The organism is Lactococcus cremoris subsp. cremoris NBRC 100676, assembly GCF_001591705.1.
Lineage (GTDB): Bacteria > Bacillota > Bacilli > Lactobacillales > Streptococcaceae > Lactococcus > Lactococcus cremoris.
In genome coordinates, this window is sequence record NZ_BCVK01000001.1 from 25,486 (window position 1) to 45,898 (window position 20,413).

Annotated in this window: 19 protein-coding genes, 1 tRNA gene and 2 pseudogenes; 5 read left to right on the plus strand and 17 right to left on the minus strand. The window is 37.0% G+C overall.

Annotated features, from left to right (window positions below):
• Window positions 1-127 precede the first annotated feature (127 nt).
• Window positions 128-541, minus strand: a complete 414-nt coding sequence (locus tag LLA01S_RS00140; RefSeq protein WP_011675288.1) for a DUF1398 domain-containing protein — start codon at window positions 539-541, stop codon at window positions 128-130.
• A 73-nt stretch (window positions 542-614) separates the two neighbouring features.
• Window positions 615-1,442, minus strand: a complete 828-nt coding sequence (locus LLA01S_RS00145; protein ID WP_061777641.1) for an NAD(P)H-hydrate dehydratase — start codon at window positions 1,440-1,442, stop codon at window positions 615-617.
• 37 nt (window positions 1,443-1,479) lie between these two features.
• Here LLA01S_RS00145 and LLA01S_RS00150 point away from each other — a divergent pair, with 37 nt between their 5' ends.
• Both LLA01S_RS00150 and LLA01S_RS00155 read left to right on the plus strand, forming a co-directional pair.
• Complete coding sequence (locus LLA01S_RS00150) at window positions 1,480-2,754, plus strand: BaiN/RdsA family NAD(P)/FAD-dependent oxidoreductase (RefSeq protein ID WP_015081961.1); 1,275 nt, start codon at window positions 1,480-1,482, stop codon at window positions 2,752-2,754.
• 66 nt (window positions 2,755-2,820) lie between these two features.
• A tRNA-Leu gene (locus LLA01S_RS00155) sits at window positions 2,821-2,906 on the plus strand.
• Window positions 2,907-2,985: 79 nt separating this feature from the next.
• Here LLA01S_RS00155 and LLA01S_RS00160 read toward each other — a convergent pair.
• From LLA01S_RS00160 to LLA01S_RS00175, 4 genes and pseudogenes are all read right to left on the minus strand, one after another.
• Window positions 2,986-4,908 (minus strand): annotated as a pseudogene (locus LLA01S_RS00160) (fructose-1,6-bisphosphatase).
• Between the two features lie 164 nt (window positions 4,909-5,072).
• Window positions 5,073-6,242, minus strand: a complete 1,170-nt coding sequence (locus LLA01S_RS00165; protein ID WP_011675285.1) for a class I SAM-dependent rRNA methyltransferase — start codon at window positions 6,240-6,242, stop codon at window positions 5,073-5,075.
• A gap of 122 nt (window positions 6,243-6,364) precedes the next feature.
• Window positions 6,365-7,507 carry an ABC transporter permease gene (locus LLA01S_RS00170; protein WP_021165799.1) on the minus strand — a complete coding sequence of 381 codons (1,143 nt, stop codon included), beginning with the start codon at window positions 7,505-7,507 and terminating at the stop codon, window positions 6,365-6,367.
• Window positions 7,504-8,249: pseudogene (locus LLA01S_RS00175) on the minus strand (ABC transporter ATP-binding protein). The gene LLA01S_RS00170 and the pseudogene LLA01S_RS00175 overlap by 4 nt, the downstream one beginning before the upstream one ends.
• Window positions 8,250-8,492: 243 nt before the next feature.
• Between LLA01S_RS00175 and LLA01S_RS00180 the strand changes: the two are divergent.
• The gene (locus LLA01S_RS00180; protein ID WP_015081959.1) at window positions 8,493-9,872 is read left to right on the plus strand and encodes a C69 family dipeptidase; all 1,380 of its coding nucleotides are present in this window, start codon (window positions 8,493-8,495) and stop codon (window positions 9,870-9,872) included.
• A gap of 37 nt (window positions 9,873-9,909) precedes the next feature.
• On the opposite strand, the gene LLA01S_RS00185 is transcribed toward LLA01S_RS00180, so the two are convergent.
• The 4 genes from LLA01S_RS00185 to dhaK are packed head-to-tail and all read right to left on the minus strand — an operon-like array spanning window position 9,910 to window position 12,584.
• Window positions 9,910-10,626: an MIP/aquaporin family protein gene (locus LLA01S_RS00185; RefSeq protein ID WP_061777642.1), complete on the minus strand. Its 717-nt coding sequence runs from the start codon at window positions 10,624-10,626 to the stop codon at window positions 9,910-9,912.
• A gap of 9 nt (window positions 10,627-10,635) precedes the next feature.
• A complete protein-coding gene (gene dhaM / locus LLA01S_RS00190) occupies window positions 10,636-11,007 on the minus strand; it encodes a dihydroxyacetone kinase phosphoryl donor subunit DhaM (RefSeq protein WP_021165795.1) in 372 nt (123 codons plus the stop codon).
• Window positions 11,004-11,582: a dihydroxyacetone kinase subunit DhaL gene (gene dhaL, locus LLA01S_RS00195; protein ID WP_015081957.1), complete on the minus strand. Its 579-nt coding sequence runs from the start codon at window positions 11,580-11,582 to the stop codon at window positions 11,004-11,006. Before dhaL ends, dhaM begins: the two co-directional genes overlap by 4 nt.
• A gap of 9 nt (window positions 11,583-11,591) precedes the next feature.
• A complete protein-coding gene (gene dhaK / locus LLA01S_RS00200; protein ID WP_061777643.1) occupies window positions 11,592-12,584 on the minus strand; it encodes a dihydroxyacetone kinase subunit DhaK in 993 nt (330 codons plus the stop codon).
• A 100-nt stretch (window positions 12,585-12,684) separates the two neighbouring features.
• Between dhaK and dhaS the strand changes: the two genes are divergently transcribed.
• Window positions 12,685-13,227 carry a dihydroxyacetone kinase transcriptional activator DhaS gene (dhaS, locus tag LLA01S_RS00205; protein ID WP_061777644.1) on the plus strand — a complete coding sequence of 181 codons (543 nt, stop codon included), beginning with the start codon at window positions 12,685-12,687 and terminating at the stop codon, window positions 13,225-13,227.
• Here the strand turns inward: dhaS and dhaQ are convergent, their stop codons facing one another.
• From dhaQ to LLA01S_RS00235, 6 genes are all read right to left on the minus strand, one after another.
• Window positions 13,228-14,214: a DhaKLM operon coactivator DhaQ gene (gene dhaQ, locus LLA01S_RS00210; RefSeq protein WP_061777645.1), complete on the minus strand. Its 987-nt coding sequence runs from the start codon at window positions 14,212-14,214 to the stop codon at window positions 13,228-13,230.
• A 119-nt stretch (window positions 14,215-14,333) separates the two neighbouring features.
• A complete protein-coding gene (locus tag LLA01S_RS00215) occupies window positions 14,334-14,855 on the minus strand; it encodes an HAD-IA family hydrolase (protein WP_228764367.1) in 522 nt (173 codons plus the stop codon).
• Between the two features lie 209 nt (window positions 14,856-15,064).
• The gene (locus LLA01S_RS00220; protein ID WP_011675278.1) at window positions 15,065-16,261 is read right to left on the minus strand and encodes a phosphoglycerate kinase; all 1,197 of its coding nucleotides are present in this window, start codon (window positions 16,259-16,261) and stop codon (window positions 15,065-15,067) included.
• A 201-nt stretch (window positions 16,262-16,462) separates the two neighbouring features.
• Window positions 16,463-17,275: a Cof-type HAD-IIB family hydrolase gene (locus LLA01S_RS00225; protein WP_021213074.1), complete on the minus strand. Its 813-nt coding sequence runs from the start codon at window positions 17,273-17,275 to the stop codon at window positions 16,463-16,465.
• A 107-nt stretch (window positions 17,276-17,382) separates the two neighbouring features.
• Window positions 17,383-17,559, minus strand: a complete 177-nt coding sequence (rpsU, locus tag LLA01S_RS00230) for a 30S ribosomal protein S21 (protein ID WP_003129844.1) — start codon at window positions 17,557-17,559, stop codon at window positions 17,383-17,385.
• Window positions 17,560-17,639: 80 nt separating this feature from the next.
• Window positions 17,640-18,011: a MerR family transcriptional regulator gene (locus tag LLA01S_RS00235; protein ID WP_011675276.1), complete on the minus strand. Its 372-nt coding sequence runs from the start codon at window positions 18,009-18,011 to the stop codon at window positions 17,640-17,642.
• Window positions 18,012-18,198: 187 nt separating this feature from the next.
• Here LLA01S_RS00235 and LLA01S_RS00240 point away from each other — a divergent pair, with 187 nt between their 5' ends.
• Window positions 18,199-19,659: an MDR family MFS transporter gene (locus tag LLA01S_RS00240; RefSeq protein ID WP_081106855.1), complete on the plus strand. Its 1,461-nt coding sequence runs from the start codon at window positions 18,199-18,201 to the stop codon at window positions 19,657-19,659.
• Window positions 19,660-19,771: 112 nt separating this feature from the next.
• Here the strand turns inward: LLA01S_RS00240 and LLA01S_RS00245 are convergent, their stop codons facing one another.
• Window positions 19,772-20,317, minus strand: a complete 546-nt coding sequence (locus LLA01S_RS00245) for a TetR/AcrR family transcriptional regulator (protein WP_021036625.1) — start codon at window positions 20,315-20,317, stop codon at window positions 19,772-19,774.
• Window positions 20,318-20,413 lie beyond the last annotated feature (96 nt).

Consider the following 20,413-nt stretch of genomic DNA (forward strand, 5'->3'; position numbering starts at 1 on the left):
TCCAATCTCTTGCTGATATTTTTTAGAAATTATCATTTGTCTACTAAGGCTTGTGATTAATCCTATATTCGTCTCTAAAATAAAAAAGCACTCTATCATCATGAGTGCTTTTTTATAACGAACTTTCCTAAGCAATGGTTACCGCAGGGTAGGCTTCAACATATTCCTCGCCCTGAGCTCCACGATAAGTAACAATCCTTTTCTCAAAATTAGCTTCATAGTCAATCACACCAGCCTCCCAAGTTGCACTTAAAAACTCAGGAAAAGTCGTTTTACCCGCTTGGTCAGCTCGTAAAGCTTTAATCAAGGCTTCCCTATCAAAAGTTGCAACTTCCTGAAAGCCGGTAAGCATTGGCGCATTAGTCAGGCTAATTACTCCAGCAACCGTCCAAAAAGTGCTCTGTCCCGCTGGTAAGGTCCAGACGTTTTTCAAAACACCAGCTTCTCTCAAACATTCGGCAAGATATGGAAAACCGCCCACTTTTGGACGAATGGTCTCAGCTTTTTTCATGGCTCCTTCTACAAGTTCTATTGCATTCATTTTTTCACCTCATTTCGCTTATTTGATGATTAATTATAACAAAGTTCAAAGAAAAAAATGCTGACAGAATTTATCAGCATTCATATTTTTTCATAAATAATGGGATTTCTTCAATCAATCGACTGGGTAAGACCACATAAGCTTTTTTAGCTAAATGACTTGCTATTAAACTGTGTAAATAGGTTGCAGCAGCTACTGTTTCTCTTGTTTCTCCATGAAATTGGGCCAAAAATCCGCCAATCATTCCAGCCAACGTATCACCCATTCCTCCCGTTGCTTGAGCTGGGAGACCTATTTTTAAAATAAAGTTCTCTTGATTTGGACTGAAAATTCGCGTTTCTGAGGATTTTGAAACGATAATTGCTCCTTCTTGATTAACAAAATCTTGAAGAGCTTCTTTAGTTTGCTGACCAATTTTCAAACTAGAAAGTCGTTCTAACTCCATTTCATGCGGTGTGAAAATCGTATTTTGCGGATAAGGCAAGCTTAACTGTTCTTTAGCAAAAAGAGTCAGTGCTGAACCATCAATGACCAACTTTTGTTTTTCTGTCAGTAAATTCAAAAATTCTGTCAGTAAATCAAGTCTCTCTAAACCCAGTCCTGGACCAATGACAATGACGTCAGCAGATTTTGCTACTTCTCTTAGAGCTGACAAATCATCAAAATCAATTGTCATTGCTTCTGGGAGTCTTGCATGTAAAGCGCCATGGTTCTCTTTAGCCAATGCTACAGAAACTAAACCAGCTCCAGAATAAACTGCACTTGTCGTTGCCAAAATAGCCGCGCCGCCATATTGAGCATTTCCACCAATCACTAATAAACGTCCATAAGTTCCTTTATAAGAATCTTTTTTACGTTTTTTAATCAATTTTCTTAAAATCTCATCAGTCAATTCAATCATACTGCTATTTTACCGCATTTCGTGTTAAAATTAAACCATGACAAAATCAGCAAAAACATTTGACGTTATCGTTGTTGGTGCAGGCCCGTCAGGAATGATGGCCGCCATTTCAGCAGCAGAAAATGGAGCAAAAGTTGCTCTTATTGATAAAAATAAAAAAGTCGGAAAAAAATTATTAATGACCGGTGGCGGGCGCTGTAATGTGACCAATAGTCGCTCTGTTGATGAAATATTAGCAAATGTTCCTGGTAATGGACGCTTTCTTCATTCGGCCTTTTCTCAGTTTTCTAATCTTGATATTATTAACTTTTTTGAAAGTAATGGTGTTAAATTAAAAGAAGAAGACCATGGACGCATGTTCCCTCTAACTGACAAATCTAAAACAATCGTTGATGCGCTCTTCAACAAAATTTTAAGCCTTCATGTTTCTTATTTTCCAAGTCAAGCTGTCAGCCAACTTATCATTGAGAATGGGGCCATCGTTGGACTAGAAACTGATAGTGAAAGCTATTTAAGTCCAACAATCGTTCTCTCTACGGGTGGTCGTGCCTATCCTTCCACAGGTTCAACCGGCGATGGTTATCGCTTAGCCCGCTCAGCGGGACATACGATTTCGCAACTTTATGCTACCGAAGCTGCGCTACTCTCTGATGAATCTTTCATTTTAGATAAAAGCCTTCAAGGAATTTCTTTACGTGAAATCAAGCTGTCAGTCGTTAATGCTAAAGGAAAAACAGTGATTTCTCATCAACATGACTTGCTCTTCACTCATTTTGGTTTGTCTGGTCCGGCTGCTTTACGCTGTTCAAGTTTCATTAACCAACTTCTTGAAAAAGGTGAAACTCCTGTCATGGTCAGCTTAGACCAATTCCCAGATAAATCGGCTGGGTTTTTAAAAAATGAACTGACCAAGCTAGCTTCAAGTGATAAATCAATTAAAAATGCCTTCTCTGGGCTAACCCAAGAACGCATGCTTCTCTTTATTCTTGAAAAAGCTGGCATTAATCCTGCCTTACCAGCCAAATCTTTATCTGAACAACAAATCGAAAAACTCGTTCAACTGTTTAAAAACTGGCAAATCATAATAAATAAAACTCTCCCAATTGAGAAGTCATTTGTCACTGGTGGCGGTGTTTCTTTGAAAGAAGTGAATCCTAAAAGTATGGAAAGCAAAAAAACACAAGGCTTATTTATGACTGGGGAACTGCTAGACATTAATGGATATACTGGTGGTTATAATATTACTTGTGCCTTTGTCACAGGTTTTGTCGCTGGAAAACATGCCGCCGAAATTGCTTCTTATTTCCAATAAAAAATCAGCCCTAGTTCATACTTGCACAATTAATCTAGAAATGGTACTATATTAAAGTACTGTTTTGCGGTGGTGGCGGAATTGGCAGACGCGCAGGATTAAGGATCCTGTCGGGAATTTTCTTGGTGCGGGTTCAAGTCCCGCCCACCGCACTAATATTAACTCAGCTAAGGCTGAGTTTTTTTATTGCCTTTTTATAGAAAATAAGGAGTACCAAGAAAGGTACTCCTTTTAATAATCTTCATAATGCTCAAAAAGCACCTCTAAATCTGCTATTTCACTTAGCAAAGTTTGCCCAACATTAGTATCTTTGACCCGCTTTCGTTCGTCAACTTCCGCCACTAAACGTTTCAAGCTAATAATATCTGTTCCTTTTTCGACCGCTGCTTTGACTGTCGAAAAAGGTTGGTGAGCAACCAATTGAATGCCAAAACTATTGTAAAGAAGAGTATACCCAGCGATACCTGTTTCTTTTTGATAGGCTTTAGCAAAACCTCCATCAATCACAATCAACTTTCCATCTGCCTTGATTGGATTCTCGCCATTTTTTTCCTTAATTGGAGTGTGACCATTAACCAAATGTCCATTTTCATCTAAACCAAAGTTTTCTAAGATTTTTGTAATGATTTTAGGTTGTTCACGTAATTGATAATATGGATTTTTCTTTTCTACATGAGTGGATTTATCCTTGATATAATAACGTTCAAAGGTTGTCATTGCTGTTTTGCCAAACAAGGAAGAACATTCTCCCACCCATAAGTACCACATCAAATCTGTTGCTAAATCCTCTGATTCTTCAGGATGAGCAAGACATTTTCTAACCTCACTGTCAAAAAAATCAAGTAAATCTCGTCCAGCATAAGCCTTCTTATCAATCGTAAATGATTTAAAATCTCCATTTTCATGTAAGGGAAGGCAACCATGAATCAATAGATTGCCATTGTAAGAAAGATACATGGCCCCTTTTTCTTGCAAGAATCCAACATGGCGCTTGAGCTTATCTGAAGTTTTAAAATTATTTAACAAGTGAGCAATTATTTTTTCTTCTTCCTCAGTTAGACTTGCGGGCTGTTCAGGATTAATTATAGGCGCCTGAAAATCAATTAAATCCTAAGTTTCACCTGCTAATTCTATTTTATTTTGTGAGAAATCAATAAAATGGAGGAGGTCCCGATGTTCAAGTTGGAAATCTGGCCGTCTTTCAATTAGTTGACTTTCTAACTTAAATTGTAAAATAGCCGTGGCTTGCTGTAATTTATTAAGGAGTACTTTTTCATCAGCTGACAAGCGAACCCCATCAACTAATCGTGGACGAAATGCCTCACTTGGTTCATAATAACGTTCAGCATATTCTAAAATAGCACGCAAATTAATCCCATAAGATTCTTCAAGAATATCTAAATTCCCGTAACGGGCACAAATTCTTATCACATTCATCATGGCCAAAGGTGAGCCACTAAAAGCCGCCATCCACACAATATCATGATTGCCCCACTGAACATCAACTGAGGGCATGTTTATCAAACGATCAATAATTTTGTCTGGATATGGTCCGCGATCATAAATATCCCCAACAACATGTAGATGGTCGACCGTCAATCTGCGAATTGTATCTGCAAGTGCAACAATTAAGCGAGTAAGTTCTCCCAGATTTTGTAGTTGCGAAAGAATTGAATCAAAATAGTCCTGTTTGTCAGTCGTCGAATCCACTTCATTGATTAACTCTTCTAAGATGTAGCGAAATTTTTCTGGAAAAGCTTTACGAACTTTTGAACGCGTATATTTTTGTCCAACAAATTTAACTGTTTTCAATAGATAGACTAGGTTTAGACGGCAATAGTGCTCAAAAAGCTTTTTATCTTGAAGTTGACATTCAGAGTCTAGTTTTTCTTGTGGATAATAAATCAAGGTTGCCACTGATGAAATTTCTGCTGACGAAAATTGTGGAAAACAATCCCGTAATTTTTCTTTGATACTGCCGGAACCATTTCTTAGGACATGATTAAAAGCATCATATTCACCATGCACATCACTCATAAAATGCTCTGTTGCTTTTGGTAATTCACAAATTGCACTCAAATTAATAATTTCTGTAAGTACAGCCTCCTTTGAAGAAAGCTGCTTTTTTAATAACTGATAATATTTTTTATCCATAATAAAAATAAAATAGGTTTCTATCCCTATCTCACCAATCTGCTTTCTATTTAAAAAAATGAGAATAATTAAGCTTATGCTTGCATTTTATCATATAGAAAGCAGATAGTAAAGCGCTCACATTTTTAAATTACTGACAAAAAATCCTGTCAGTAACTGACAGACTATTTTTTGATTTTAATAAATAAAACTTTAAGATAATTTCCTTCTGGAAAGCTGTCAGCAATCTGAAAATCAGCTGGTAGTTTTTCTTCTTGAAAAATGGTAAATTTCACTCCCTTATTTTTGAGAGATTCTTCAACCATTTGACGGAATTTCTTATCAGAAACATTTGCTGCATTCGTTGAAGCAATCAACGTTCCATTATCTTCGAGGATATCCACAGCTTCTTCCACAAGTTCCCCATAATTTTTGGCCACCGAAAATGTCTTTTTACCATTGCGAGCAAATGACGGTGGGTCAAGCACAACAATATCATAAGTCAAATTCTTTTTCTTGGCATAATTAAAATAGCCAAAAACATCCATCACATAAATTTTTTGACTGTCTGGTTCAATTCCATTGACCAAAAACTGTTCTCTTGTTTTATCAAGTGATCGTTTTGCCAAGTCGACCGAAGTGGTTTGACTTGCTCCACCAACGGCTGCAGCTACTGAGAAAGCCCCTGTATAACTAAACATATTCAACAAAGTTTTACCAGCCACAAGGCCATTTACAAGCGCTCCACGGACATTTTTTTGGTCAAGAAAAATCCCTGTCATTAAGCCTTCATTCAAGTATGTCGCATAAGTCACCCCATTTTCCATGACTAATAAAGGTTCTTGCGCTTCTTCACCGAACAGATATTGGCTTTCCAATTGACTGTCAGCAAAACGCAGCTTTTCATAAGCCCCTTTAATGTCAGGAAAAACCACTTGGAAAGCTTTGACAATTGCTTTTTTTTGACTATAAATAAATGGATTATACCAAGAAAAAACAACAAAACCATTATAAAAATCAATGGTTAAGCCTCCTAAACCATCACCTTCGCCGTTAAACAGACGGAAGGCTGTCGTCAACTCATCTTGGAAAAAAGGAGCACGTAAGCTTCGTGCTTGAACAAATTTTTCCACATAAAAATGATGGTCAATTTTTGCTGATGAGGTACTCAACAACCAGCCAATTCCTTTATTTTGCTTTGAAAGATAGCCTGTTCCAAGAGCTTGAGCTTTTTCATCAAAAAACTGTGCAAAATCATCCTCTGAAATAGGTGAACTTAAATCTTCTGCCACCAAAAGTGGGTAACCCGCTCGCAGTTTTTTTGCTGCTTTTGTCCGTACTGTAATTTTTTTCATCTTTTAATTATAGCATAGCCAGTTACACGAAACAATGGTTCACCTTACTGGTCCTCCCCATCGGACAATACAAAAACTGACAGCTCTGAAAGCTGTCAGTCAATAGGATAAAAATTATTTACTTAGGTTCTGCGAACATTTTTCAAAGCTAGAACATTTGCAAGATAAAGCACGACAGCAAAAACGAACATAATCAACAAATCGAACCAAATTCCTGAAAAACCCATTCCCCTTTTAACCACTTCTTGCATGGCACTAATCCCATAATAAACTGGAATGCAGTGGGCAATTCCTTGCAGAATTGTTGGCATCGTATCGACAGGAATCAATCCCGAAAATAAAAATTGTGGAATAATGGCCAAAGGAATCATCTGCACAAATTGAAATTCTGTTTTTGCTAATGTGGATAAGAGCAAGCCGAACAACAAAGCAATGATTGCAATAAAGAAATTAATGACAAAAACCCAACCAATATTTCCATTATTATGAACCCCTAAAATCCAATAGGTAAAAATAACCATGAGTGCCGTTTGAATCATCGCAAGAATTCCATAACTCAAAGTATAGCCAGTGACAATCTCACTTCGTTTAACAGGAGTCACTAGCATCCTTCCCAATGTTCCTGATGTTCGCTCATTCACTAAGGAAATTCCTGAAATTAGAAGAACTAAAAAGAAAGCAAAGGCGCCAACTAAAATCGGTGCTAAATCATCAAAAGTAGCATTTGTACTCGTCGGATTTCCATACAAATACTTGCTTCTTATCTGAAACTGCTCTGTATTAACGCTCAGTTTGGTTGGAGCACTTTGTCCTGATACTTGAGACAATTTATCCATCAAATTTTGCAAAGCCTGCTGAGTCTCTTCTTTAGTCGCTTTGGCTTGGTTTTCTTGAATTACTTGCGTTAAAAGCATTTTTACCGCAGAACTTGTTCCATTTGACTGATTGGCATAGCTAATCTCAATATTTTTCCCTGAAATGCTGACAATTGCACTCAAATCTTTCTCATTCATTGTCAAGCGATTATTTTTAGAAACATTTACCACTTCCAAATGAGCTTTATCATCTGGCATATTTTTTAAAGCCTTCGTTAATTCTGTATTATCCGACTTTAAGCCCACTCGATAGGCAGTATTTGATGGCACTTGAAAGAGAAAGTACATGAGTGTCAAAATAAATATTGGCGCTAAAAACATCATTGCAAGTGTCCTTGGGTCTCCGCGCCTTTGAAGCATAATTCGCTTGAAAATGGCAATAATTCTCATCTCACCACCTCCTTAGCTTTCATTTCTAAAGTTTTTCCTGCCACAATAAAAGCCTCTTCCACCGAGTCTACTTGATATTTTTCTTTAATTTCCTTAGGAGAACCTTCGTCAATAAACTTGCCATTTCTAAGCATCAATACAATATCACACCGTTCTGCTTCGTCCATGACATGAGTTGTAATCAATATCGTTTTCCCCTGGTCCGCTTGATTTCTTAATTCTTCCCAGATTTCTTGACGTAATTCTGGGTCAATCCCGACCGTTGGCTCATCTAAAAGTAAGATTGGAGCATCCGTTTGTAAAGCGATGGCGAGTGATAAACGACGTTGCATTCCTCCTGAATAATTAGCAACCGATTGCTTAAGATGACTTGTAAGATTCACTGTCAGTGCCGCTTTTTCAAGTTTTTCTGTCAATTCATTTTTTTGATTCCTTGGAGCGAACCAAAAAACTCTAAATTTTGTTTTCCAGTCAACTCCTTAAATAAGGCGTCTTCTTGCGCCATATAACCTAATTGTCCTAAAATTTTTCTATCTGGTATTTTGACTTCAAGAATTTCAACACTTCCACTATCTAATTTTTGCATTCCCACAATTGACTTAATAAAAGTAGATTTACCAGAGCCCGAAGGCCCAATCAAACAAATTATTTTTCCACTTTCAAAATCATAAGATAATCGGTCTAATATTATTTTATCGCCAAATTTCACGCTCATACCTTTAACAGTTATTGGTGAGGTCATATTCTTCTCCTTCAAATAAATCTTCTCTAGCTTTAATCTTACCCTAATTCTAACACTTCCCTTTTGAACATCAAATCAATTTGCCCTCTAGAAAAACTGTATTATTCTGCATTCAAAAACAACTTTCTTTATAGTATAATAATAGTTAACTTTAAGTTTTAAATAAATTCAAAAATCTAACCTGTAATTATGCTTAGTATTTATTAATAACAGGCTATTTATCACATTTATAAAGGAGTTCTTATGGCCTGTACAACATTTCTCGTAGGTAAAAAAGCCTCATTAGATGGTAGCACTCTAATTGCACGAAACGAAGATGGGGGAGATAAACCTAATCCCCAACGTTTCGTTGTCATCAATCCTGAAAATCAACCTAAGCGCTATCGCTCTATCGCCACAGCTTGTGAATTTGACTTACCAGATAATCCCCTATCATATACTTCTACACCTGACGCGGATTCAAGCTATGGTATTTGGGCTGCAGCTGGAATTAATAGTGAGAATGTTGCCATGACCGCGACAGAAACCTCCACAACAAATAGTCGAATTTTAGGATTGGACCCCTACGCGGAAAAAGGACTAGGAGAAGAAGATTTCACAACAATTACTCTTCCTTATATCCAGAGTGCGCGTGAAGGTGTTGAACGAGTAGGACAACTTTTAGAAAAATATGGAACCTATGAATCAAACGGCATGGCATTTTCCGATAAAGATGAGATTTGGTGGTTAGAAACACTGGGCGGACATCAGTGGGCCGCTATTCGTATCCCCGATGATGCCTATGTTATTGCACCTAATCGTCTTAATATTGATTGGTATGATTTTGAAAGCTCTGACACGATTTATTCAACTGGTTTGAAAGAATTTATTGATGACAACAATCTTAATCCAGACTTTGACGGATATAATCTTCGGCATATTTTTGGTTCAAGCACGATTAAAGACACGCGCTACAACAATCCACGTGCTTGGTATGTTCAAAACTATTTTTCTCCAGAAACCACAGGAAATGATGACCCTTTTAATCAAGATTTACCTTTCATTTGCCAAGCCAATCGTAAAATTTCCATTGAAGAAATTAAGTTTGTCCTGTCAAGTCATTATGAAAATACAGCTTATGACCCTTATAGTACAACTTCAAGCGCCGCAGAACAAAAATTGATTCGACCAATTGGACTCAACCGTAATCTGGAACTTCATGTTTTGCAAATTCGAGATAAGGTTGCTGAAAATATTGCTGGGATTCACTGGCTTGCCTTTGGTGCCAACACCTTTAATTGTCTGGTTCCTTTTTATGCCAGAGTAAGCGACACACCTGCTTCTTATCGTGATACAAAGCTGGATTTTGACCCAACAAAAATATATTGGTTGACCACAATGACTGCTGTCCTTGGAGACAGTAATTTCCAAGGCTATGTCGATAAAAGAGATGATTTTGACTTAAAAACAATGGCCAAATTAAGAGCATTGCAAAATGAAACTGACAAAGGAAGTGACCAATCACTTGAAGCAGTGAACGAAAAACTTGCACAGATTGCTCTGACTGCTCAAACTGAACTTCTTGGTAAAATGGTTATTTCTGGTTCCAATCATATGAAACTTCGCTTTGATTTTAATGATTAAAAAAATACGGATGGTTATCCGTATTTTTTAGATACTATCAATGAAGCGTCAGCATCCATTGATAGAGTAGTCCAGCAATTACAGCACCAACAATCGAACCAGTTGCTGGAATCCAAGCATAGCCCCAGTCAGAAGTTCCTTTATTTTTGATTGGTAAAAGTGCGTGCATTATTCTCGGACCTAAGTCACGTGCTGGATTCATCGCGTAACCAGTAGTTGGTCCTAAAGAAAAACCAACTGCCATAATGAGAAAACCGATAATAATTGTACCAAAACCACCTTCAAGACGATAATGTCCCATTGCCATAATCAATAGCATGAGCAGCGCCCCGTCAAAAGCTTCTCCTAAAAAATTGGACCAAGAATGACGAATAGCAGGTGCTGTGGCAAAACTTGCCAAGATTAGAGAAGAATCTTTTGTTTCTTCCCAATGAGGATAATAATGTAACCAAACGGCGACAGCACCTAACATAGCACCTAAAAATTCAGCTACAATAAAAGCAAGTGCTAAGCCAATCTTTATTTTCCCTAAGACAAGAAAACCAATGACCAGGGCTGGATTGAGATAAGCGGGCGAAAAGAAGCCAACTACCCAGACGGCGACAGCAACGGCTAAGCCCCAGCCAATTGCGATAGTCACCCAACCTGCATTTTCCGATTTTGTTTTACCTAAAACATTTGCTGCGACAACCCCATTTCCTAATAATACAAGGATGAAAGTGCCCAGAAATTTTCCCAATATTTGTAATGTCATTGCTCTACCTTATTTTTCTATCAGCATTTTTTCTAACTGCTCTTTTATTGCTTCAAAAGTTGCTCCTGCTTCTAAGAGAGCACTCGCTGTGTAAGCTCCCTCAATGACCGGGACATTAAAAATGGTTAATTCTTTGTCTGTCATTTCAGAAACCAAATCTAGATTCATTCGAGCGCTTCCTAAATCAAAAAATGTTAAGAGATTGTCTGCCTCATTTTCTTCAATAGCATTCATAACTCGGTCAAAAGAGGTACCTATTTCTCCATTTTCTAAACCACCTATAGCAGTTAGTGAAATATCTTTAGCAACTTCACGAATTAATTTTTTTAATCCTGAGGCAATCTCAGAAGAATGAGAAACGATTACAATTCCATAAGTCATGCTACTACCTCCAAAAGTGTTTCAAATAAATAAGCACTTGATTGTGTTCCGGGGTCAATGTGCCCAATTGAGCGTTCACCAAGATAAGAAGCTCGTCCTTTAGTCGCTAAAAGTCCTGCACTTGCTTTAACAACTTTTTCTAAATTTTCTTTGGAAGCTGAATCTGTTTGCAGGTCTTTTAAAAATGCTGACCAGATATCAACCATCGTTTTTTCACCGACTTGAGCTTTTCCTCTTTTTTGAATAGCTTCTAATCCAGCATAAATTAATTCACTTGTATCCAAAGTTTCTGTGGCAGCCTTACTCATGGCTAGAAAGGCTGAACCATACAAAGGACCAGAAGCTCCTCCTACTTTTGACATTAAGGTCATGGCCACTTTTTTTAAGATTTCTGAGACACTTTCAAAGTTTGAACCTTCCAATGCTTTCATTGTTTCAGACATCCCACGAGCCATATTTGCACCATGGTCCCCGTCACCAATCGGTCCGTCTAGTTCGCTTAGATAAGCTTTATTTTCTTGTATTTTTTCGTTAAATTTCCCTAACCATTCAATGGTTGTATCTATTGTTAACATTCTATCTCCTTATCCCCAAGAAATAGTTTTCACGTCTTCATTAAGATTTTTGAGCCATTGGTCATCTTCCAACTTAATCATTGTAAGTGACAAGCCTGCCATATCAATTGAAGTCATATAATTACCAACTTTTTTAAAAAGAACTTCTATTTTTTCTTCTGTCAGTAATTTTGCAACATCATTCATAAAAATGAATTGCTCCATCAGTGGCGTCGCTCCCATACCATTCACAAGAATTCCATATTTTTGACCAGCTGCAAATTTGAATTCTTCTTTCAATTTACCAACCAGCTCTGTTGCCAACTCATAAGAAGTTTTCATTTTTTCCCGACGGTATCCTGGCTCACTATGAATTCCTACGCCATATTCAATTTCATCTTCGTCAAGAACAAAACCAGGTTTTCCAAATTCTGGAACTGTTGCGGCCGACAAAGCTAAGCCAATGGTCTTAATATTCTTGACGACCTTATCAGCCAAATCTTTGATTTCATCTAAAGAAGCCCCTTGATGGGCAGCTGCGCCTAATATTTTATGAACAAGGACTGTTCCAGCAACTCCTCGTCTTCCTTGAGTATAGAGCGAATTTTCAACAGCGATATCATCGTCAACAATAATTTGTTCAACTTTAATTTCTTCCATCTCAGCCATTTCTCTTGCCATTTCAAAGTTCATGACATCGCCTGAATAATTTTTGATAATCAAGAGCACACCAGCTCCTTCATCAGCTGCTTTGATTGCTTCAAAAATCTGGTCAGGAGTTGGAGAAGTAAAAACAGCTCCACAAACAGCTGCTGACAGCATTCCTTCCCCAACAAAGCCAGCATGAGCCGGTTCGTGTCCAGAACCTCCACCTGAGACTAAGGCAACTTTCCCACTTTTAGGACTTTTACGTTGAATAATTTCAAAATCTGGAACTTTTTCAATCAAATCCCCGTAAGCATAGGCCAATCCGGCTAACATTTCTGAGATCACATCTTGTGGTTGATTAATAATTTTTTTCATCGCTCATCCTCCTGAGTTTCTTATGTTATACTTAGTATAAAATAAAAATTTGATAAAAATAAGGGACAAATCGCAAAATGTGTCCGCTTTCTTTTAAAATATGAAAAAATCAATCATTACACAAAAAATTATTGCTAAGTCCTTTAAAGACTTAATGCAAAGTAATGCCTATCACCAGATTTCGGTCAGTGATATCATGCAAGTCGCAAAAATTAGACGACAAACTTTTTATAATTACTTTCAAAACCAAGAAGAACTTTTATCTTGGATTTTTGAGAATGACTTTGCCGAATTAATTAATGATAATCTGGATTATTATGGCTGGCAAAAAGAACTCTTGCTTTTATTACGTTACTTAGATGAAAATCAAATTTTTTATCAAAAAATTTTTGTTATTGATAAAAATTTTGAACACTTTTTCCTTATTCAATGGGAAAATTTGCTTGATAAAGTGCTTTTTGACCAAGAAAATAAGTCTGACTATCATTGGTCAGACTTAGAAAAATCATTTATATGTCGTTATAATGCTGCAGCAATTTGTGCAATAACTAAAAAATCAATCATTAGAGGAAATTCTTTAGAGGACCTTTATCCTCAAATAGTTAAACTCTTACTTACTCAACTGAATCTTTTTAAAGATTGATTACCAGGCGAAAGCTCCAGTTGGAGCATTCAGATAGTCCAACCATTTAAAATCTTTGACAGAACAAAGTGTTAATGAAATTCCTGACATATCACAACTTGTCATTAAGTTCCCGACTTTACAAAACTTAATGGATAATCCTTCAAGTTCTAAAAGGCGCATGACATCGTATTGAAAATGATAGAGTTCCATTAAAGTCGTTGAACCAAGACCATTTACAAGCAAAATATAATTTTTATTGGCTTTTTTTTGCCAATTAATTTCTGCTTTTAACTTATTTACTAATTCTACGGCAATACGCTCAGAGCCTTCAAATTTTTCAACACGATAACCGGGTTCTCCGTGTATTCCAATTCCAAAAGAAACTTCATCTTCAGCTAGAACAAATGAAGTCTTTTGATGAGGAAAATGAACAGGTGCTAAGGCGACACCCAAAGTATAAATTTCTGGGGAAAGTGACAGAGCTAATTGTTCAATTTCATCAATACTTGCCCCTTCTTTGGCAAAAGCACCGAGAATTTTATGAAGCAAAACCGTTCCAGCAACTCCGCGATGTCTCTTATGAAAATTATAAGTATTTACCGAAATATCATCATGGCTGACAATGTATCTGACGTCAATTCCTTCAGTTCTTGCCTCTTCAATCGCTTTTTTAAACTCTTTTAAATCAGCTTCGAAATTTTTGATAATCACAAAAACACCTTTGCCTGAATTAACTTGACGAATGGCTTTTAAAATATTTTTAGCTCTTGGCGGTACAAATAGAGGGCCATCCACAGCTGCAGCAAGCATCCCATCCCCAACATAACCAATGTGAGCGGGTTCATGACCACTTCCACCTCCTGAAATAATTGGAACTGCCTTATTATCGAATGTATTATCATAGAGAATTCCAGTTTCTGAAAGATAGGACAAATGAGTGTGAGTTAACTCCACTCCTTTTAACATTTCTTCTGGAATTTCTGTCGTTGAAGTATAGAATTTCATATAATCAAATTATAGCACAGATACAAAAAGAGCTTGATTTTAAAAAACAAACTCTTTTTATTTATCTCAACAGAAAATTTTGATCTTGTGAAGCTGCTAAAAAGTTAAGAGAACTTTGTTTAATATTTTTTTATTAGCAATTTTGATAATTCTTGTAAATCATCAGCTACAAAATTATCTTGAAATAGATTGGGCAAAGTCGCATTGCCTTGTCGTTTGATAAAAGCGGTATCAAAGTTTTCACTTTGAGCGCCTAATAAATCCCAAATATGACAAGCAATCATGCAATATTTTTCCTCAAATCCAATTAACTCACGAACTCGTCTATAAGTGGCTGGGGCTGGTTTATACTGCTGAACTTCTTCCACAGAGATGACATTTTCAAAATACTTACGTAGGCCAGAGCGTTCAAGCGAAACCTGACTGCTAAGCGTAGGTGAATTAGTCAAAGCAATCATACGAAAACCTGATTGTTTCAACATTTCAAGTCCTTTTTCTACCTCTGGATAAGGCAGGAGCTGTCCAAGCAACTGTTTGAACTCTAACAAAACTCTATCATTTAAAGAATGATTATGGAGTTCAGCAACCATTTGCAAAACTGATGTCGCAAGTTCTCCAAAATCATAATAGTTCCTACTCAAGGTTAGAGCCTGACTGTATAAAATTTGTTCAGAAAACCACTGACGTAGACTTTTTTATCATCAAAATATTTAGCGAAAAAACTTTCTAAGCTTTCGAAACTTAGCAAGGTTTCATTGATATCAAAAACAAGAATAGGGTATTTTCCTGTCATCTTAATCTCTTTTCATTGTAAAGAAAAAGCTTGTCAGAGACAAGCTTTTTTTAATTCTTATTTTTCAGTCAAAGCTGCAAGTCCTGGAAGTACTTTACCTTCAAGGAGTTCCATTGAAGCTCCACCACCAGTTGAAATCCATGAGAATTTTTCTGCATAACCGAGGTTGATAGCTGCTGCTGCTGAGTCACCACCACCGATGATTGATTTAACACCTGGTTGTTTAACGATAGCTTCCATCAATCCAACAGTACCTGCTTGGAAGTCTGGGTTTTCGAATACACCAACTGGGCCATTCCAAACAACTGTTTTAGCGCCTTCAAGTTGTGTGTTGTAGTCAGCAATTGTTTTGCTTGCTACGTCAAGTCCCATGAAGCCTGCAGGAATGTTTTGGTCAGCAGTTTCTTTTACTTCTGTGTAACCAGCAAATGCGTTAGCAACTTTGTGGTCAAGTGGCAAAATCAATTTTCCTGCTGCTTTTTCAAGCAATTCTTTAGCAAGGTCAAGTTTGTCATCTTCAACGAGTGAAGTTCCGATTTCGTAACCTTGTGCTTTCAAGAATGTGTAAGCCATCCCACCACCGATGATAACTTTATCAGCTTTTGAAAGGAGGTTTTCGATAACACCGATTTTATCTGAAACTTTAGAACCACCAAGGATTGCTACGAATGGACGTTCTGGAGCTTCAACTGCTTCTTGGATATAAGCAATTTCGTTTTCAAGAAGGAAACCAGCAACGGCTTTTTCAACATTTGCTGAGATACCAACGTTTGATGCGTGAGCACGGTGAGCTGTACCAAATGCATCGTTAACGAAGATTCCGTCACCGAGTGAAGCCCAGTATTTACCAAGTTCTGGATCGTTTTTAGATTCTTTTTTACCGTCGATATCTTCAAAACGAGTGTTTTCAACGAGAAGGATTTCTCCATCTTTAAGTTCGTTGATTGCTGCTTCAAGTTCTGCTCCACGAGTAGTTCCTGGGAAAACAACGTCTTGACCAAGTTTTTCAGAGAGAGCTTTAGCTACTGGTGCAAGTGATTTACCAGCTTTATCAGCTTCTTCTTTAACACGTCCCAAGTGAGAGAAGAGGACTGCACGTCCACCTTGTTCAAGGATGTATTTGATTGTTGGAAGCGCAGCAGTGATACGGTTATCATTTGTGATTACGCCATCTTTAATTGGAACATTAAAGTCAACACGTACGAGGACTTTTTTGCCTTTAAGTTCAACGTCTTTTACAGTCAATTTTGCCATTTGGAAAAATTCTCCTTATAAGATAATTTTGTTGAGATTGAAAAAGCACCATGCTGATTCAATTCAAATCGATAGGTTAATTATATCACAAATTCGGATATTTTGGCTTTGAGAATTTTACTTTTAGCTTGTAAAGGGTTACTTTTACAAGATTCTTGATTTTATTTTTACTGACAGATTTTTTGAGCTTTGCTAAGCAACTTAGAGTGAGCTATCAGTAATATATTTTTGAATTCCATAAGCTACACCATCTTCTGTATTACTTTTTGTAATCACTTTTCCTATTTTTTTCAAATCATCAGAAGCATTTGCCATGACAATTGGTAGACCGACTGCTTTTAACATTGACAAATCATTTTCATTATCACCAAAAGCTGCAAGTTCTCTTTGTTCTAATCGTTCTCTTTGAGCGATAAATTGAACTGCTTTAGCTTTTTGAGCTTCAAGATGTGTAATTTCCAGATATGTTTCCCAAGTTTTTTGGATTATTATATCTGGAAAATTCAACTTTTCTAAATGTCTTTTGATTTCTTCTAGCTTTATTTCGTTTGGTGTAATCAAAAGAATTTTAAATATTTCTAGTCTTGGCCGCTCAGTTACCAATGCTTCCAAATTTACTAACTTGGGAACTTGTGGAGTAAATTGCATTTCTTGTTTGATGTCTGCATCAATCTTTTCAACGTACCAATCGCTTAAACTGTACAGGGATAGATTTATTTCAGGATAATCTTTTTTGATTGTCTTAATCAATTTTTGAGTGCTAGCATGAACCAATGGATTTGTTTTAATGACTTCATTTTTAGCAAAAATAAGCCCACCATTAAATGCAACTTGTGCGCTTTTTAAATTCAACTGATTAATCAGTTCTTCCATCGCTTGGGGCGCTCTTGCTGAAACCAGAGAAAATGGAAGATTAGAGTTTTCAATCACCTCTTGAGTCTTTTGGGAAATTTTACCTTGGTCATCAAGCAAAGTGCCATCTAAATCAGAAAAAATATGTTTAATCTTAGTCATTTTATCCCCCTTTAATCTCCATTTTAACAAAATTTACTGACAGCTTTCTTAGTAAAAGCTAATAAATAAAAAAATCACTGACAGAAGTCAGTGATTAAAAATTCTAATTAGTATTTTTTACGTTTACGAGCTGCTTCTGATTTACGTTTACGTTTTACAGAAGGTTTTTCGTAGTGTTCACGTTTGCGGAGCTCTTGAAGAGTTCCAGCTTTTGTTACTGAACGTTTGAAGCGACGGAGTGCGTCGTCAAGTGATTCATTTTTGCGTACAAGTGTTTTTGACATAGATTTTCACCCCATTTCCAGCTCGAGAGTTCGTGGTCTTTCACACGACCTTTCTATTATATCAAATGGATATAGCCTTGTCAAACTAGACTAGCTTTAGCTGCAGCTTCTTCATTCATGCGTTCTTGATGAATATTTATTTTTTTATCCAAATAAGCCATTGATTTTTCCAGTTCGGCTAATTCTTTTTCCATTTCCTTTTTACGAACTTTTAAAACCTCGATAATCATCTCATGTTTGTCTGTATTGGCAAAAACTTCTTTAATCTGTGCTAAACTCAAACCGGCACAGCGATAATGGCGAATGGCATTAATTCTTGATTCTGCTGCTTCATCAAAGTCTCGAATTCCAGCTTTGGTGCGTGGAACCGAAATCAAACCTTCTTTTTCATAAAATCTTAAATTGTAGGCTGAAATCCCTGTTCTTCCTGCGACTGTCGCAATAGTGACCATTTGTTCTCCTTTGAACTTATAAAACCCATCTTTTGGGTCATTTTACATTTTTTATTCATTAATTAATAAAAAGTCAATTTTTTCTCTTGACTTAGAGTAACTCTAACTTGCTATAATATAGCATGTTGATTTCAAAGTGTCAACCACCGCATTTTGAATCTTTATTTTAATATAGAAAAGAGAAAAATTGAATAAAATACAAGAAAAACGCTCGATACGAGCCTTTATGCTTTCCAATGTCATGGCAGGTTTGGAAGGCTCAATTGTGGCTACTGCTCTGCCAGCAATGATGGCAGAATTACACGGCATCAAGTTGATGAGTTGGGTTGTAACTATTTATATGCTCCTCATGGCTGTTTCTTCTCCCATTTGGACAAAACTGGCCGAACGTTTTGGTTATAAACAAATGTTTGTGCTCGGCACGCTTTTATTTACCATCGGCTCTCTCGGCGAGGGATTGGCCGTCAATATGTTGATGGTCATTGTCGCCCGCGCCCTCATCGGGCTTGGTGCTGGTGTGATGATTCAACTTCCTTTTGTCATCTATGGAATGATGTATCAGGCTGATGAGCGGAGACGCGTGATTGGAAATACTGTCGCTGCTTATTCATTTTCAACTATTGCAGGACCAATTGTCGGAGGTTTGATTGTAACCTTACTTGACTGGCGCTGGGTCTTTTTCATCAATATTCCGATTGGGATTTACATGGCTTTTATTGTTTGGAAAAATTTCGATCTTAAAACTGACCATACTAAAAAATCAATTGATTTTGCTGGTTCTGCTTCTCTATCCATTGCCGTCATTGCCATTATGCTTCTTTTTCAAATGATGGGGAATGCGGTCATTAATCTTCCTTTGTTGATTGCTTTATTAGTCATCAGTTTGCTCTTTTTCACTGGATTTTATTTTGCTGAAAAAAGAGCGGTTGACCCCATTGTTCCGCTTGAACTTTTCAAAAACCCTTCATTTATCGCTAAAAATGTCATGTTTTTCATGCAATATGGTTTCTTTGGTTTTTATACAAACTATCTGCCCACTTGGGGGCAAGGCGTCATGGGCGCAACGGCATTAGTCGGTGGAATGGTTTTGATTCCATCAGCAATCATGCTAGTTATCGGAACGAGAAATGTCAATCATCTCATTCAAAAAGTCGGCGAAAAAAGAACGATTTATATCGGTTTTGCTATCATGGTTTTAGGTGCACTTTTCTTATTTAGTTTGCCTGAACATGCCTCAATTCTTATGCTCTTTGTGGCAACAGCAATTCTTGGCACCGCCTTTGGGATTGTCAACATTACCTTGCAGGTTGCAGTTCAAGAAAGTGTCGCTAAGCATTTGATTGGTGCAGCGACTGCCGTTAATGCTTTACTAAGAACAATGGGAACAACACTTGTCTTATCTGGCTTATCAATCGCTCTCAACCGTACATTTACTGACTCAACTGCACATAATCCAAAACTTACGACGACACTTCTTAATCAAATTTCTGATGCTCAAGCTTTAAAAAATATTCCAACTGCACTCGTTGCCCCTTTGCGTCACACCTTATTTAATGGTATGCACTTGCTTGCGCTTATCTCCGGCTTACTTCTTTTCATTGCGCTTTTTGTCAATTGGCTCGACCCTTGGAAAAAAGGACTAGAATAAAACAAAAAAACTGCTGACAACTCTGTCAGTAGTTTTTATTTTACTGACAAGACTTCTGTCATAGGATAGCCGTTTGCGCTTTAGCGCATTTACGGATATGCTAGTATTTCCGTCAGTAATTTTTCAAATCATTATAAGAGCCAATAGCCTTTTCTAATAGTTGACGTAAACTTTCCGTCTCATTTTCTAACCATTCTTCCCATGCTACACTGTATATTGCACGAGCCAAACGAACCGCAAGTCTTGCTGTTCTTTCCTCATAATCTGTCAGTAAGTATTCGACCAAGAGTCCCTCAATTTTACTTTGTTTAAGGAGTTCACGCTCTTCCAAATCAGGGTGGCTGGCAATTATTTTTTGTCTTTTGACTGTTCTTTCTCGATGTTCATCAAAGAAGTCTGCAGCATAGAAATAACCATCAAGTACGATAAATAAAGGATTTGTTTCTTTTGATTCTCGCATTTTATTCAGTAACATTTCGCTGTATTGCTCGCCTCCGGCAAAGAAAATATCCGCTTTATTTTTAAATTTGCGAAAGAAAGTTCGCTCAGTTAGGCCGGCTTTAGTTGCGATTTGTAAAACGGTGGTATTGTCATAGCCTTGTGCTGTAATCAGCTCAAGCGCTGCTTCATATAATTTTTCTTGACTTGATTTTTTCATTTTTTCTTCCTAAACATATCCAAAAACCCCAAAATGTCAGTTTATGACATTTTTCTTGACAATTACTTTCCAAAGGATTATACTATTCTCAAATGT